We start from the raw sequence: 15,166 nt of genomic DNA, 5'->3' as shown, positions 1-15,166 counted from the left end.
TGCGGCACGCAGGCTACAGCTGAGTGCCTTCAAGTTCTGCGGCGACGCGGTGTTCAAGTTCCTCGCGCACAGCCGGAATGGGAATACGGTTGATCACCTCAGAGAAGAATCCACGCACAATCAAACGGCGGGCCTGCTCTGCGGAGATACCACGTGAGCACAGATAAAACAGCTGCTCGTCATCAAAGCGTCCCACTGTGGCCGCGTGCCCTGCACCGGTGATTTCGCCTGTCTCAATTTCCAGGTTCGGCACGGCATCGGCGCGGGCACCATCCGTGAGCACAAGGTTGCGGTTGGTTTCGTACGTGTCAGTGCCTTGCGCGTTGGACCGAATCAACACATCGCCAACCCAGGCGGTGCGGGCTTCCGGCAGTGTGGAACTAGCATCACCCTGCAATGCGCCTTTGTACAGGACATTGGAGCGACAATTCGGAACGGCATGGTCCACAAGAAGACGCTGTTCGAAAAACTGCCCGGTGTCGGCGAAGTAGACACCTAACAGTTCAGCATCACCACCTGGCGCGGTGAATTTCACCTGTGGAACGAGTCGCACGACACCGCCACCGAAGCAGGCAACATTGTGGCGGAATACTGAATCGCGTCCCAGGACAGCGCGTTCGCTGGCCAGATGCACGGCATCATCGTTCCAGTCTTCGTGAATGACAACTGTCAGTCGAGCGTTGTCTCCAATCAGGTATTCGTGGTTGTCGGCATGCGTACCAGAGCCGACAAAGTGGAGGTTGACTACAGCTTCAGCGCCTTCTTCCACCTCGATGACAAGAGCACCAAAGGTGGTTACGTCATCGCCACGACCAGTGACTGTGACGGTGACGGCATCTGTGTTGACGGTGTTTTTAGCAAACTTGAGTAGTTGCCCGCCTTTCATGGCGCTCCATGCTTGTGCGGAAACACGGTCAACGGGTGCTCCTGCACGGCCAAGGCGTGGGTCACCAACAGTGAGCGCTTCGGTGGTGACCCCGTTGGCGGTCTCAGGGATATCGAAGCGAACGTCGGGTGCCTCGACGGGAGCAAAAGTACCGTCATGAAGTCCCCGGAGGCGTCGAAGTGGGACAAACCGCCATACTTCGTCCCGGCCCTTGGGAATGTCAAAGTCATTGACGTCGAAAGAGCTGAACAAGTCGCCTTTGTTGTTGTGGTACGTGGCGTTTTTGACTGTTGTCATTGGACTAACCCACCGATCCTTCCATTTGCAGTTCGATGAGGCGGTTCAGCTCAAGGGCGTATTCCATGGGGAGCTCTTTGGCAATGGGCTCGACGAATCCGCGGACGATCATAGCCATGGCTTCATCTTCTGCAATGCCGCGGCTCATGAGGTAGAACAGTTGGTCTTCCGAGACTTGGGAGACGGTTGCTTCGTGTCCAAGCGAAACATGGTCGTTGCGGATGTCGTTGTAAGGGTAGGTGTCTGACCTGGAGATGTTGTCAACAAGGAGGGCATCGCATTCCACATTGGAGGTGGAGTGGTGTGCATCTTTGTTGATCTGTACGAGTCCACGGTAGGCGGCGCGACCGCCGCTGCGCGCGACGGATTTGGAGACAATATTGGAGGATGTGTAAGGCGCCATGTGTACCATTTTTGCGCCGGTGTCTTGGAATTGGCCTTCACCAGCAAAGGCAACGGAAAGCACTTCGCCTTTGGCGTGGGGACCAGTCATCCATACGGCAGGGTATTTCATGGTGACTTTGGAGCCAATATTTCCATCAACCCATTCCATGGTGGCACCTTCTTCGCACTTGGTGCGTTTGGTAACCAGGTTGTAGACGTTGTTCGACCAGTTTTGGATAGTGGTGTAACGGCACCGACCGCCCTTTTTGACAATGATCTCGACGACCGCGGAATGTAGCGAGTCGGATTTGTAGATAGGTGCGGTGCAGCCTTCGACGTAGTGCACGTAAGCGTCTTCATCCACAATGATGAGGGTGCGTTCAAACTGCCCCATGTTTTCCGTGTTGATGCGGAAGTACGCCTGGAGCGGGATGTCAACATGCACACCTTTGGGAACATAAACGAACGATCCACCTGACCACACCGCCGTGTTAAGGGCGGCGAATTTATTGTCGCCGGCGGGAATGACGGTGCCAAAATACTCGCGGAACAGCTCTTCGTGTTCGCGCAGGGCCGTGTCGGTGTCAAGGAAGATCACGCCTTTTTCTTCGAGGTCTTGGCGGATCTGGTGGTACACGACTTCGGATTCATACTGGGCAGCAACACCTGCAACGAGGCGCTGTTTCTCGGCCTCAGGGATGCCGAGGCGGTCGTAGGTGTTTTTGATGTCCTCGGGCAGGTCCTCCCAGGTGGTTGCTTGTTGCTCAGTGGACCGCACAAAGTACTTGATGTTATCGAAATCAATGTCTGATAGGTCCGCTCCCCAGGTTGGTAGGGGTTTTTTCTCAAAAATGCTCAGCGCTTTGAGGCGGTTTTCCAGCATCCATTCCGGCTCGTTTTTCTTGGCGGAAATATCGGCGACGACTTCTTCGTCGAGACCGCGGCGTGCTGAAGCACCAGCGTCATCAGAGTCGTGCCAGCCGTAGTTGTAGGCACCAATGGACTGGATGATTTCTTCATCTGTTTGGGGTGCGGCAGGGTTTGCCTGAGTCATGTACCGCTCCTTTCATCAGGAGTGTGGTTAATGGGGGTCAAAGTGAGATTTTTTGGTGGGATGTTGGTGGTGCAGACGCCGTGTCCATCAATGATGGTGGCGAGCGGCTGCACATGTTGTCCCAATAGCTCCGCAATTGCTTCATGTTCAGCCTCACACAGTTCCGGAAATTCGGAAGCAACGTGTGAGATTGGGCAATGATGCTGGCAGATTTGCACACCACCACCTGCATTGTGGACAGTCGTGGCGTATCCATGTGCGCTGAACGCATCCATGAGGGCGCGGGCTGTTGCCTCAATGGATTCTTCCGTGCTTCCTGCAGGCACAACATCCTCAAGGATGGCGGCGATGCGATCGCGCGCAAATTGCCGTACCGCTTCGTCGCCACCAGCGTCCCGAAGGGCGGTGATGGCGAGTGCGGCCAGCGAATCATAGTCGTGCCCAAAGTGGGCACGACCTTTATCTGTAAGCCGGAAGGATTTCGCTGGTCTGCCGCGGCCACGGCCACCACCTGGATGAGGGCGTGTGGGGATGATTTCCGCCAGTTCGTCTTCAACCAGGTTGTCAAGGTGTCGTCGCACACCTGCGGCAGACAGGCCCAAGTGGTCACCAATATCGGAGGCGCTGAGGGGACTGTGCTTGAGCAGGAGGAGCATGATCTGTCGCCGAGTTTCACCGTCGGTAGACCGTGCTTCGGGCTGTGCTGCCATGCGTTTTACCTCCTTACGCAGATGTCGTCTCAAGGCTCCTATGCCGTGAACCGACAACCTATATTACACAACACTAGTGTTCTTTAATTTAATTCGCTGGCCAATGCTAAGCCCCCTGCATCAATCCCCACTCGTGGAGCGTGGCATGACAAGGACACCAGTACCATCTGCGGTACTACGGAGTTGTCGTGACCGCACTTCATCCCACGTACAATGAGTGCGTGAAACGTCCCAGGAAACAACCAGTGTTGGAGCTTTGGCGCTCGTTTGTCCAAGAGTTACCTCATCTTGGGACAGCCGGGTCACGCGCTGCGCACTTGCACGACACCGCCTCGGGCATCACCACGGCAACCACGACGGACGTCGATAAGAGCAAGCAAGTCAAGCGCCACCAGTTGACGCATGACGAAATGCGCAGGTTCATCGTGCTCCGCCTCATGGGCACATTCGGCGCGTTGATGTTGGCATTTGGGGCGCTGGGCGCGGGCGCCCTACCAGTATTGGAAAACCCGTTCACGTTTTTTCCTGGCGGCAGTTTGATGACGCGGATGATGCAAACTGCGTCAGTGGTTGTGCTGGTGGGCGTGGGTTTTATGGTGCTGTCGTGGGTTCTGATGGCACCGTTTGTGGGAGCCTCGATAACTATTCGGCGTAATACCCCGGCGCGGGTTCCCATGTCGATGCTGCGCCGTACCTTTGCGGCGTGGGTGACCCCGATTGCGTTATCTGCGCCGCTTTTTACACAGGATATTTATTCTTATATCGCTCAAGGGTCTATTGCCGCGCACGGCTTGGACCCTTATAGTGCGGGTCCTATTGATGTGTTGGGGCCTGAGCATCCGTTGGTGCGGTCTGTGCCGTTTATTTGGGCTCATTCACCGTCGCCCTATGGGCCGGTGGCGTTGGGTATTGCGGCGGTGATTAGTGTGATCACTAACGATAGTGTTGTGTGGGGCGTGTACGCTCATCGCGCCGTCTCAATCGTTTTCGTGGTTGCTACCGCGTGGGCTGTGACAAATTTGGCGCGTCGTTGTAAGGTCACCCCGCAAGCTGCGTTATGGCTGGCCATCCTGAATCCGTTGAGTATTTTGCACTTGATTGGCGGGATTCATAACGAGGCCATTCTTCTAGGCTGTGCGTTGGTGGGTTTGGAGCTGGGTTTGCGTGCTCTGGACGGTTATGTCCCTCACGACAGTCTGACTGGTCAGATTGTTACTTACCGCGGGTACAAAAAGTGGGGTCTTTTTGCCCTGGGCGGTGTGCTGATCACTATGGCGGGTCTAGTCAAGGTCACTGGCTTTCTGGCGCTGGGTTTCCTGGGGATGTATGTGGCGCGGCACTGGTATTTGCGGTGGAGCCACGACGCCCGCTTCGGTGTGCTCAATAGTGCTCGAAGTTTGACGGATCGACACGCTCTTTGTGCGCTTGCAGTAGCAATCGCGGTGCAAGTGGCTATTGCTGTGGCCACTGTCGCGGCGGTGACTGCGCTATCGGGGATTAATTTGGGGTGGGTCACTGGTCAGGGTGGTGCGGCCACGATTCGCAGTTGGATGTCCATTACCACTGACATTGGTGTACTTGGTGGGTTTATGGGAATGCTGCTGGGTTTGGGCGATCACACGGATGCCACCATCATGCTTACTCGCGCGGTCGGTGTGAGCATTTCGGGGTTTGTGATGATTCGCATGTTGTTTGCCACGTTTTTGGGCCGCATTCACCCGGTAGGCGCGTTGGGGGTGTCCACGTTTGTGCTGGTGGTGTTGTTTCCTGTGGTGCACCCGTGGTACATGTTGTGGGCGATTCTTCCGCTGGCTGCCTGGGCGAACAGGCCCGCATTTAGGATTTCGGCGGTGGCGTATTCCTCGTTGATGAGTTTTTTTGTTCTTCCTCGCGGATTGGCGTTACCGGGGGCGACGGTGGTGTCTATTTACCTTGCATCAGCCATAAGTTTCATTATTCTCCTAGCCGTTGGATGGAGCCTACTGCGCCGACGTGGCATCGTTGGCCTAAACTAGCTTTTCGTGACTACTGCTTCATCCGCACCGCGCGCCGACGATTCGTCCACGGCACCCGCATTGGAGATCACCAATGTGACGAAAGTGTTTGGGCAACTGGTTGCAGTTAACGATATTTCTTTACGCGTCGAACAGGCCGACGTGGTGGCGTTGCTGGGCCCGAACGGTGCAGGTAAAACCACTACGATTGAAATGTGTGAGGGTTTTATTCACCCCACATCTGGCAACATCCGTGTTCTTGGCACAGACCCAACGGCCCAGCCTGATGACGTCCGGCGACGTATCGGCATCATGCTTCAAGGCGGTGGCGCGTACCCGGGTATTCGAGTGCGCGAAATGTTGAACTTGGTGGCCTCGTACAGTGCCAATCCCATGGACACTGAGTGGTTGCTGGATATGGTCGGGTTGTCAAAGCACTCCCGCACCTCTTATCGACGACTATCCGGTGGTCAGCAACAGCGATTATCACTGGCTTGCGCCTTGGTGGGTCGCCCCGAGCTGGTATTCCTTGACGAACCAACGGCAGGCATGGATGCCCAATCACGCCACATGGTGTGGGATCTTATGTGCGCCCTCCGAAACGACGGTGTCAGCGTGGTGCTGACCACTCACTTCATTGACGAAGCCGAGGCGCTGGCCAACCATGTCTACATCATGGATAAGGGCACCATTGTTGCCTCCGGCACTCCCACCGAGCTGACATCTGCAGGGGGTTACGATAGCGGCCGTATCAACTTTGAAACTGCCTCCGCACTTGATGTGCCGCTTTTCGACGCCGCGATCAACAACGCTGTCAGCGCAGCACCCGCGTTGCGTACCCACGTCAATCGGCCGCTGGTGTATCGCATTGATGCTGCGGTCACACCGCAGTTGCTGCGAGCTATTGCTAGTGCTGCGGAGGAGCAAAACGTGCTTATCAAAGACTTGAGCGTTGACCACCGTAGTCTCGAAGACGTGTTCCTAGACATCACCGGCCGCGAAATGAGGATCTAGTTTCATGCACAACACATTCCCCGCTGGAACATTTACCCCCGATACCCGCCGCGCCTCTGCTGTGGGCATGGTGTTGTCGCAAGCATCAATCGAATCTCGACTGTTTCTCCGGCACGGCGAGCAGCAGCTACTGAGCATTGTGATCCCGCTGGGCATGCTCATTGGGTTATCCACTCTCCCACTACTGGATAGTGAGAACCCGGTTAACCTGGTATTTCCTCTGACTTTGGGGGTATCCATCATGAGTGCGGGGTTCACCGGTCAGGCCATTTCCGTGGCATTCGACCGGCGCTACGGCGCACTCAAACGCATCGGCGCATCAGGGGTGCCGCCATGGACCATCATCTTCGGCAAAGTCGTGGCTGTCATCGCGGTGTGTTGCTTCCAAGCGCTGATTCTGGGGATCACTGCAGGCATACTTGGTTGGCGACCCACATTCATCGGTTTCGGACTCGCTGCCATTGTCTTTGTGATAGGCGTTGCGGCGTTTACCACACTGGGCCTGCTGGTGGGCGGAACTCTTAACTCCGAGCTTGTGCTGGCGTTGGCTAACCTGTTGTGGTTTATCATGGTCGCGGCAGCCAGCTACGCACTCATTCGCTCCGGTGATGCCATCCCCCACTGGCTGTTGGCCGTTCCTTCTGTTGCGCTTGCTGATGCCATGTCGCAAGCGTTTTTAGGCCACCTACCGCTGCTTAACCTGGGGATTTTGGTGGTGTGGTGTGCAGGTGGCGCAGCTGCGGCAACCCGACTGTTCAAGTTCACCTCGTAATTTTTAGGCTGCTGGTGTGCTCAGACTACACTTAACCGGGTGAGTACAAGCACACCCATAGATCAGCATGAAACTGGGAAGAACAGCTGGCTGGACCGCTTTTCTTTCGGCGTCCGTATTCAACGCTTCTGGGCGCTGTTGTTGCTGTTCGCACAAGGCGGTATTACGGTCACTGGCTCCATTGTTCGTGTGACAGGTTCAGGCTTGGGGTGTACCTCCTGGCCGGATTGTCAGCAAGGCTCCCTGGTGCCCATCTCTGGTGCTGCACCAGCTATCCATCAAGCCATTGAGTTCGGCAACCGTATGCTGGCCGTTATTTTGGCCGTGCTTGCACTCATTGTGTTCCTGATGATGCTCGCTGCTAAGCGCCGCCGCGAGATTGTTGTGTTGGCTTTTATTCAGGGTCTTGGGGTGATTCTCCAGGCGGTGATCGGCGGAATCTCAGTGCACCTGGAGTTGCGTTGGTGGACGGTTGCCCTGCACTTTTTGCCATCCATGCTGCTCGTGTGGCTGGGTGCGATCTTGTATCAGCGGATTAGCGAACCGGATGATGGCGAAATAACACATGGTTTTCCCAGCCCACTGCGCTATTTGGCGGTCGGTTCTGCTGTGGCGTTGGCGGTTGTGCTCATGACGGGCACCATGGTCACTGGCGCTGGTGTTCACTCGGGTGACGACGGTGTGGGCATGGAGGGCCGCCTCAATGTGGATATCGCAGAGATGGCCCACATTCACGCCCACTTCATGTATCTCTACCTGGGGCTTACTGTCGGCTTGGTTGCGGCGCTGGTAACGGTGAAAGCTTCCTCACGAGCACTGAAGTTCAGCTGGTGGCTGATTGCAATGATCGTAGTCCAGGCTGCTGTGGGCATTATTCAGTACAACTTCGGCATCCCACGCTGGACTGTTCCCGTGCATGTCGCTTTATCTGGTGTGGTCACGGGATTCACTGGTTTGGTCTACGCCCAAGCGTTTGTGCGTCAGTACACTTGAGAGGCATGCGTGCTATCTACATCACCCACACGGGCGGACCAGACGTTTTAACCCACACCGACATTGACGCCCCAACTCCCAAGGACAACGAGGTTGTTGTTCAGGTGGATATTGCGGGCGTCAATTTTATTGATGTCTACTTCCGCGAAGGCATCTACCATTCCCCCACTCCGTTTGTTCCTGGATTTGAAGGAACCGGCCGGGTCATCTACGACCCACAGGGCGAGATTGCTGAGGGAACAGTGGTGGCATGGTGCGATGCGTTTGGCTCCTACGCTGAACAGGTGTGCGTGCCCCGCGATCGCATGGTTGCGGTGCCAGAATCCTTAGAACCACACGTCGCTGCCTCAATGCTGCTCCAAGGCATTACTGCACACTACCTCACCCATGGAGTCTATGACCTTTCAGAAGGCGATTCGTGCCTCATTACGGCCGGGGCAGGTGGTGTCGGTTTGCTGGCCACGCAGATGGCGGCGTCGGCAGGCGCAACGGTATACAGCGTCGTTTCTTCAGAAGAAAAAGTTGCGTTGGCCTATGAAGCTGGAGCAACTGAGGTGTTTTTCTATTCGGACAACCTGGCTGAAGACGTCCGGCGTAGAAACGGTGGCGTAGGTGTTGACGTGGTCTACGACGGCGTCGGTAAAGCAACATTCAACGAATCACTGGAGGCTGTACGACCCCGAGGAACCGTGTGCCTCTTCGGTGCCGCCTCAGGGCCAGTAGACCCCATCGACCCGCAAGTGTTGAACACGCATGGCTCCATCTTTTTGACGCGGCCGTCGATAGGTGCCTGGACCGCCCGCGAAGGTGAATTCGCCATGCGTGCGCAAGCCGTCACCCGTGCGGTGACGTCCGGCGAGCTGAATGTACGCGTCGGCGCCGTCTACCCGCTTGCCGACGCCGCTGCAGCCCACCGCGACCTTGAAGCCCGCGTCACGACGGGTTCAGTGGTGCTGCAGATTTCCTAAAACAGCTGAGGCACCCAGCCGTACTGCTCCCCCAGCGTGCTCAGCCCCAGCATCGCGTCTACCGACAGCGCGACAAACACAAGCGCCAAATAGTTATTAGAGAGGATAAACAATCTCAGGGGCTTGACTTCCAGACCTTTTTTCACTCCCGAATGCAGCCTGTAGGCGACGCCCAAGAACCATGCCCCTGCAGCGGCAGCCACGATTGCATATAACCAGCCAGTCGCGGGAAGAAGCAGCAGAGTCGTGATCACCGTCGCCCAGGTATAGGCAATGATCTGCCGGGTGACCTGAATCGGGGTCCTCACCACCGGCATCATGGGCACACCTGCGGCCTCATAATCATCCTTGTACTTCATGGCCAAAGCCCAGGTGTGCGGCGGTGTCCAGAAGAACACAATCAGAAACAGCACGATAGCCTGCCACCACTGATGCGGAACATAAGACGGCATGTTATCCGTGATCACAGCCCACCCCACAATGACGGGCATACAACCAGCAGCACCACCCCACACAATATTCTGCGGAGTTCGGCGCTTCAGCCACTTTGTGTAGACGAAAATATAAAAGGCAATGGTCGCCATGACAAACAACGCTGCGCTTAACGAGCCACACAGCAGCCACAACCACAAGAAACTCGCCACCGTCAAGGTCCACGCAAAAATAGTGGCGTTGCGGTTACTCACGGCCGACTTAGCCAAGGGCCGACGTTCGGTGCGCTTCATCACCTTGTCAATGTCAGAATCGGCGACCATGTTAAATGTATTGGCCGCAGCAGCACCCATCCAACCACCAACAACCGTCAACAGAATCAAACCAATGTGGTTTTCACCGCGGTCCGCCTGCAGCATTGCTGGAATGGTGGCAACCAGGAGTAGCTCAATAACCCTCGGCTTTGTCAGCGCAAAATAGGCCTTGATTGTCTCCAAGGGTCGTCCTCCAACAGCTTTCACTCAAACAAGCACCTGGCCGATACCAAGTACGTGACACATACGTGTCTAAAAATAGTCGGATGCACGCCCAGTTAAGTTCCATCCACGAGTAAAGATACATCAGGGCAGCATGACCGAACCATGGTATCCCGTGCACAGCCTAATGCCATAAATGCACCCCCTATCATGCCTCACCCTCACCACGCCGGTGTCGCAGAACTGCTGAGTAACTTCATCTGACCTATACGTCATGTACAACCAACCTGTGACTCAAAAAACCACTAAGCTATGTAGCGATGCGTATCCGCGGCGGCTCTACGAAGCTGCACATTTTGTGAATCGAGGAACATAATAGTGAGCTTGTCTCCAGAATTGTTGGCACTAACCACCCGCAACTACCCCTCGGATTGGAGCGACCTAGACACTCAAGCGGTTGATACCGTTCGTGTCCTCGCTGCTGATGCGGTTCAAAAAGTCGGCTCGGGCCACCCCGGAACGGCCATGAGCCTGGCGCCCTTGGCCTACACGCTCTACCAGCGAATCATGAATGTTGACCCGAACGACCCTCACTGGGCGGGTCGTGATCGTTTTGTCCTTTCCTGTGGGCACTCATCCCTTACCCAGTACATCCAGCTATACCTAGCCGGATTCGGCCTGGAAATGGACGATCTCAAGTCACTACGCACCTGGGGCGCAAAAACCCCGGGCCACCCGGAATACCGCCACACCGACGGCGTGGAAATCACCACCGGTCCCCTCGGCCAGGGCTTAGCATCGGCGGTAGGCATGGCCATGGCGTCACGCCGGGAACGGGGCTTATTTGACCCGAATACTCCTCAGGGAGAGTCCCCGTTTGATCACTACATTTACGTCATTTGCTCAGATGGTGACATTGAAGAAGGTGTCACCTCAGAGGCATGTTCCCTGGCTGGTACACAGCAGCTGGGCAACCTCATTGTGTTCTGGGACGACAACCACATTTCCATCGAAGAAGACACCCAAATCGCGTTTACCGAAGATGTGGTGGCACGGTACAAAGCGTATGGTTGGCAGACCCTTGAGGTTGAGGGTGGCGAGGACGTTGCCGCCATCGAACGCGCGGTAAAGGAAGCACAAGCCAACACCTCACAGCCGACGCTGATTCGTGTTCGAACGATCATTGGTTACCCCGCTCCCACTATGATGAACACGGGTGCCGTTCACGGTGCTGCACTGGGTGAGGAAGAAGTTGCTGCCACCAAACGCGAGCTGGGATTTGACCCTGAGGTGAATTTCTTCATCGCCGATGATGTGATCAACCACACCCGCAAAGCTGCAGAACGTGGTACCGAGAAGCACGCTGAATGGCAGAAGAAGTTTGACGCATGGGCTGCAGCTAACCCCGAACACAACGCGCTGTTCGAGAGGCTGTCCCGCCGTGAACTGCCCGAAGGCTGGGCTGATGATCTGCCCGTGTGGGAGCCGGATGCCAAGGGCGTGGCCACCCGCAAGGCATCAGAAGCAACGCTGCAGGCATTGGGTGCAACGCTGCCAGAACTGTGGGGCGGATCAGCAGATCTGGCTGGTTCCAACAACACGGTGATCAAGGGCGAGCCATCGTTCGGCCCCGAGGACATCACCACAGAAACCTGGAGCACCAACCCATACGGCCGTAACCTACACTTTGGCATTCGAGAGCACGGCATGGGTGCCATCATGAACGGCATTTCTCTGCACGGCGGCACACGCCCCTACGGCGGCACATTCTTGATTTTCTCTGATTACATGCGCCCTGCCGTCCGCCTAGCTGCCCTGATGGGCACCGATGCCTACTACGTCTGGACTCACGACTCCATTGGCCTAGGCGAAGACGGCCCCACTCACCAGCCAGTTGAACAATTAGCCTCCCTGCGCGCCATTCCCAGCATGTCTGTGTTGCGCCCCGCCGATGCAAACGAAACTGCGGCCGCATGGAAAGCCGCGTTGCTGTACAAGGAAGGACCCAAGGGTCTGGCGCTGACCCGCCAAAATGTTCCGGTGTTGGAAGGCACGAAAGAGAAAGCCGACGAAGGTGTTCGCCGTGGTGCATATGTGCTAGTAGAAGGTTCCAAGGAAACTCCCGATGTGATTCTCATGGCCACCGGCTCGGAAGTACAACTTGCCGTTGAGGCTGCTCAGCAGCTGGAATCCAAAGGCATTGCTGCACGTGTTGTTTCGGTTCCCTGCCTGGATTGGTTTGAGGAGCAAGACAAGGAGTACCAGGAGAAGGTTCTTCCGTCGGAGGTAACTGCCCGAGTGTCCGTTGAAGCCGGTATTGCTATGCCGTGGTATCGCTGGCTCGGTTCCCGCGGTCGCGCAGTATCGCTGGAACATTTCGGCGCGTCTGCCGACTATCAGAAGCTGTACAACGAGTTCGGAATTACCACGGATGCCGCCGTCGCGGCAGCACACGATTCTTTGGCTAGCTAAAGGAGCTTGCAACCCATGACCTACATTGATGACCTCGCCGCTCTGGGCACCTCCACTTGGCTTGATGACCTCTCCCGCGACCGCCTAGACAGCGGTAACCTCGCCGAGATCATCAACTCCAAGTCCATTGTTGGAGTGACCACAAACCCGGCTATTTTCGCCGCTGCCATGTCGCAAGGTTCTGCCTATGACGCGCAGCTTGCTGAGTTGAAGGCCGCAGGTGCAACTGCCGACACGGCTGTCTACGACATGGCTATTGAGGATGTACGCCGCGCTTGTGACCTGTTCGCCCCCATCTTCGAGGCAACCAATGGTGCTGATGGTCGCGTGTCCATTGAGGTTGACCCCCGCATTTCCGAGGATACCGCCGCAACACTCCAGCAGGCGCGTGACTTGTGGAATCGCGTCGGCCGCCCCAACGTGATGATCAAAATCCCAGCAACCCCAGGTTCCTTGCCTGCCATCACTGACGCGCTAGCCGAAGGCATTAGCGTCAACGTCACGCTGATCTTCTCTGTCGAGCGTTACCGCGAGGTCGTTGCAGCCTACGTTGATGGCATCCAGCGCGCCGCAGACAACGGCCTTGACGTGTCAAAGATTCACTCCGTTGCCTCGTTCTTTGTCTCCCGGTTGGACTCTGAGGTAGATAAGCGCCTGGACGCAATAGGAACCGACGAGGCACGCGCCGCTCGTGGAAAGGCTGGCGTTGCTAATGCACAACGTGCATATGGTGCGTTCCAAGAGCTTTTCGATGCCGCGAAGCTACCTGAAGGTGCCAACCTACAGCGCCCATTGTGGGCGTCGACAGGCGTGAAAAACCCGGATTATCCTGCAACGTTGTACGTGAGCGAGCTTGCCGGACCGCATACCGTCAACACCATGCCGGAAGGCACCATTGATGCCGTGTTGGAACTAGGCAACCTGCATGGTAATACCTTGAATGATCCCGCCGCTGCCGATAAACAGTGGTCGCAGCTTACAGCCCTCGGCATTGACTTCGATGACGTGTTTGAGGTGTTGGAGCGCGAGGGCGTCGAAAAGTTCGTGGATAGTTGGACCGAGCTGCTTGATTCCTTGAATGCTCGTCTGGCTTGATACGCACCAACCCACGTTGTCCCATCGGAAAGGCTAAGAAGTTTTCTCGTGAGTAACTCACCCGCAGGCACACCCGTCGACGCAGAGTGGCACAATCCCCTTCGGGATGGCCAAGACAAGCGACTCCCCCGCATCGCCGGACCGTCGGGCATGGTGATTTTCGGAGTCACCGGTGATCTTGCACGCAAAAAACTGTTACCAGCTATCTACGACCTAGCCAATCGCGGCCTCCTGCCCGCAGGGTTTGCCCTGGTGGGTTATGGTCGTCGTGACTGGTCGAAGCAGGATTTTGAAGACTACGTCTGCAAGGCCGTCAAAGCTGGTGCCCGAACCGAGTTTCGGGAAAACGTGTGGAAGCGCTTGGCCGAGGGCATGCACTTTGTCACCGGCAACTTCGACGATGATGCCGCGTTTGACCAGCTAGAAAACACTCTCACATCCCTAGATAGGGAACGCGGCACCAGCGGAAACTGGGCTTTCTACTTGTCGGTTCCACCGGACTACTTCGCCGATGTGTGTCACCAGCTGCAGCGTTCCGGCATGGCACAGCCTGGGCCGGGAAGTTGGCGACGCGTGATCATTGAGAAACCCTTTGGGCATGATCTCGACTCAGCCCATGAACTCAACCGCCTGGTCAACTCGGTCTTCCCAGAAGATGCTGTGTTCCGTATTGACCACTACCTGGGCAAAGAAACAGTGCAAAACATCATGGCGCTGCGCTTTGCTAACCAGCTGTTTGACCCACTATGGAATGCGCACTACATTGACCACGTCCAAATCACCATGTCAGAAGATATTGGCCTGGGCGGCCGGGCAGGCTACTACGATGGCATCGGTGCTGCGCGTGACGTGATCCAAAACCACCTGCTGCAACTGCTGGCATTGGTGGCTATGGAGGAACCCGTGTCCTTCAACCCGCAAGAGCTGCAGACCGAAAAAGTCAAGGTGTTGCGTTCCACTACGCCGGTGTATCCCCTCTCTAAAACCACCGCTCGCGGGCAGTACACCGCCGGTTGGCAAGGGAGCGAATACGTCAAGGGTCTGCGGGAGGAAGAGGGCTTCGATGCAGAATCCAACACCGAAACGTACGCGGCGTGCACCCTGGAGGTAAACACCCGCCGCTGGGCTGGAGTGCCGTTCTACCTGCGCACTGGTAAACGCCTTGGGCGTCGTGTCACGGAAATTGCCTTGGTGTTTAAACGAGCCCCGCACCAACCTTTTGGTGACGCGGTTGCTTCCGAGCTGGGGCAAAATGCTGTGGTTATTCGGGTACAGCCGGACGAAGGTGTCCTCATGCGTTTTGGTTCGAAGGTCCCTGGTTCCACCATGGAAGTTCGCGATGTCAACATGGACTTTTCCTACTCTGAGGCTTTTACCGAGGAATCACCCGAAGCGTACGAACGCCTCATTCTGGACGTGTTACTTGGGGAATCCAGTCTGTTCCCCACCAACGAAGAGGTTGAGCTCAGCTGGAAGATTCTCGACCCGATCCTGGAGTACTGGGCTGACCATGGCCGCCCTGATGATTACGAGGCGGGTACCTGGGGTCCGGCCAGTGCCGACAAGATGCTGGGCCGCCAGGGCCGTACGTGGCGACGCCCCTAGTTAACACTGTTGAC

12 protein-coding genes are annotated in these 15,166 nt (G+C 56.4%); 8 read left to right on the top strand and 4 right to left on the bottom strand.

Features of this window, described 5'->3' with window-relative positions; genetic code table 11:
- Window positions 1-13: 13 nt before the first annotated feature.
- The 3 genes from sufD to CDUR_RS06290 are packed head-to-tail and all read right to left on the bottom strand — an operon-like array spanning window position 14 to window position 3,331.
- Complete coding sequence (gene sufD, locus CDUR_RS06300) at window positions 14-1,183, bottom strand: Fe-S cluster assembly protein SufD (RefSeq protein ID WP_179417553.1); 1,170 nt, start codon at window positions 1,181-1,183, stop codon at window positions 14-16.
- 4 nt (window positions 1,184-1,187) lie between these two features.
- Complete coding sequence (sufB, locus tag CDUR_RS06295; RefSeq protein ID WP_006063335.1) at window positions 1,188-2,621, bottom strand: Fe-S cluster assembly protein SufB; 1,434 nt, start codon at window positions 2,619-2,621, stop codon at window positions 1,188-1,190.
- Window positions 2,618-3,331 (bottom strand): helix-turn-helix transcriptional regulator, encoded by a 714-nt coding sequence (locus CDUR_RS06290; RefSeq protein WP_006063334.1) that lies wholly within the window; start codon window positions 3,329-3,331, stop codon window positions 2,618-2,620. Before CDUR_RS06290 ends, sufB begins: the two co-directional genes overlap by 4 nt.
- A gap of 221 nt (window positions 3,332-3,552) precedes the next feature.
- Here CDUR_RS06290 and mptB point away from each other — a divergent pair, with 221 nt between their 5' ends.
- From mptB to CDUR_RS06265, 5 genes are read left to right on the top strand one after another with little or no spacing between them, the layout of a single operon-like run.
- The gene (mptB, locus tag CDUR_RS06285; RefSeq protein WP_290208097.1) at window positions 3,553-5,346 is read left to right on the top strand and encodes a polyprenol phosphomannose-dependent alpha 1,6 mannosyltransferase MptB; all 1,794 of its coding nucleotides are present in this window, start codon (window positions 3,553-3,555) and stop codon (window positions 5,344-5,346) included.
- Between the two features lie 6 nt (window positions 5,347-5,352).
- Entirely contained in the window at window positions 5,353-6,339 is a 987-nt protein-coding gene (locus tag CDUR_RS06280) for an ABC transporter ATP-binding protein (RefSeq protein WP_290208096.1), read from the top strand.
- A gap of 4 nt (window positions 6,340-6,343) precedes the next feature.
- Window positions 6,344-7,111 carry an ABC transporter permease gene (locus CDUR_RS06275; RefSeq protein ID WP_179417552.1) on the top strand — a complete coding sequence of 256 codons (768 nt, stop codon included), beginning with the start codon at window positions 6,344-6,346 and terminating at the stop codon, window positions 7,109-7,111.
- Window positions 7,112-7,168: 57 nt separating this feature from the next.
- Window positions 7,169-8,104, top strand: a complete 936-nt coding sequence (locus tag CDUR_RS06270; RefSeq protein WP_411763064.1) for a COX15/CtaA family protein — start codon at window positions 7,169-7,171, stop codon at window positions 8,102-8,104.
- 5 nt (window positions 8,105-8,109) lie between these two features.
- Window positions 8,110-9,072, top strand: coding sequence for a quinone oxidoreductase family protein (locus tag CDUR_RS06265; protein ID WP_179417550.1), 963 nt, complete (start codon window positions 8,110-8,112; stop codon window positions 9,070-9,072).
- Here the strand turns inward: CDUR_RS06265 and CDUR_RS06260 are convergent.
- Window positions 9,069-10,001, bottom strand: coding sequence for a heme o synthase (locus CDUR_RS06260; RefSeq protein WP_006063328.1), 933 nt, complete (start codon window positions 9,999-10,001; stop codon window positions 9,069-9,071). The two genes, CDUR_RS06265 and CDUR_RS06260, sit on opposite strands and share 4 nt — an antisense overlap.
- 357 nt (window positions 10,002-10,358) lie before the next feature.
- On the opposite strand from CDUR_RS06260, the gene tkt reads away from it, so the two are divergent.
- From tkt to zwf, 3 genes are read left to right on the top strand one after another with little or no spacing between them, the layout of a single operon-like run.
- Window positions 10,359-12,452, top strand: a complete 2,094-nt coding sequence (tkt, locus tag CDUR_RS06255; protein ID WP_179417549.1) for a transketolase — start codon at window positions 10,359-10,361, stop codon at window positions 12,450-12,452.
- Between the two features lie 15 nt (window positions 12,453-12,467).
- The gene (gene tal, locus CDUR_RS06250) at window positions 12,468-13,547 is read left to right on the top strand and encodes a transaldolase (protein WP_179417548.1); all 1,080 of its coding nucleotides are present in this window, start codon (window positions 12,468-12,470) and stop codon (window positions 13,545-13,547) included.
- Between the two features lie 48 nt (window positions 13,548-13,595).
- Window positions 13,596-15,152 carry a glucose-6-phosphate dehydrogenase gene (zwf, locus tag CDUR_RS06245; protein ID WP_179417547.1) on the top strand — a complete coding sequence of 519 codons (1,557 nt, stop codon included), beginning with the start codon at window positions 13,596-13,598 and terminating at the stop codon, window positions 15,150-15,152.
- Window positions 15,153-15,166 lie beyond the last annotated feature (14 nt).

Source organism: Corynebacterium durum (assembly GCF_030408675.1).
Taxonomy (GTDB): Bacteria; Actinomycetota; Actinomycetes; order Mycobacteriales; family Mycobacteriaceae; genus Corynebacterium; species Corynebacterium durum.
Note: the sequence above shows the minus strand (reverse complement) of the source record. Positions and strands in the feature narration are given on the sequence as shown.

Bases quoted from the DNA above. Each gene is read 5' to 3' on its own strand.
- sufD (WP_179417553.1), bottom strand. From the start codon at position 1,183: ATGACAACAGTCAAAAACGCCACGTACCACAACAACAAAGGCGACTTG.
- sufB (WP_006063335.1), bottom strand. From the start codon at position 2,621: ATGACTCAGGCAAACCCTGCCGCACCCCAAACAGATGAAGAAATCATC.
- CDUR_RS06290 (WP_006063334.1), bottom strand. From the start codon at position 3,331: ATGGCAGCACAGCCCGAAGCACGGTCTACCGACGGTGAAACTCGGCGA.
- CDUR_RS06275 (WP_179417552.1), top strand. From the start codon at position 6,344: ATGCACAACACATTCCCCGCTGGAACATTTACCCCCGATACCCGCCGC.
- CDUR_RS06265 (WP_179417550.1), top strand. From the start codon at position 8,110: ATGCGTGCTATCTACATCACCCACACGGGCGGACCAGACGTTTTAACC.
- tal (WP_179417548.1), top strand. From the start codon at position 12,468: ATGACCTACATTGATGACCTCGCCGCTCTGGGCACCTCCACTTGGCTT.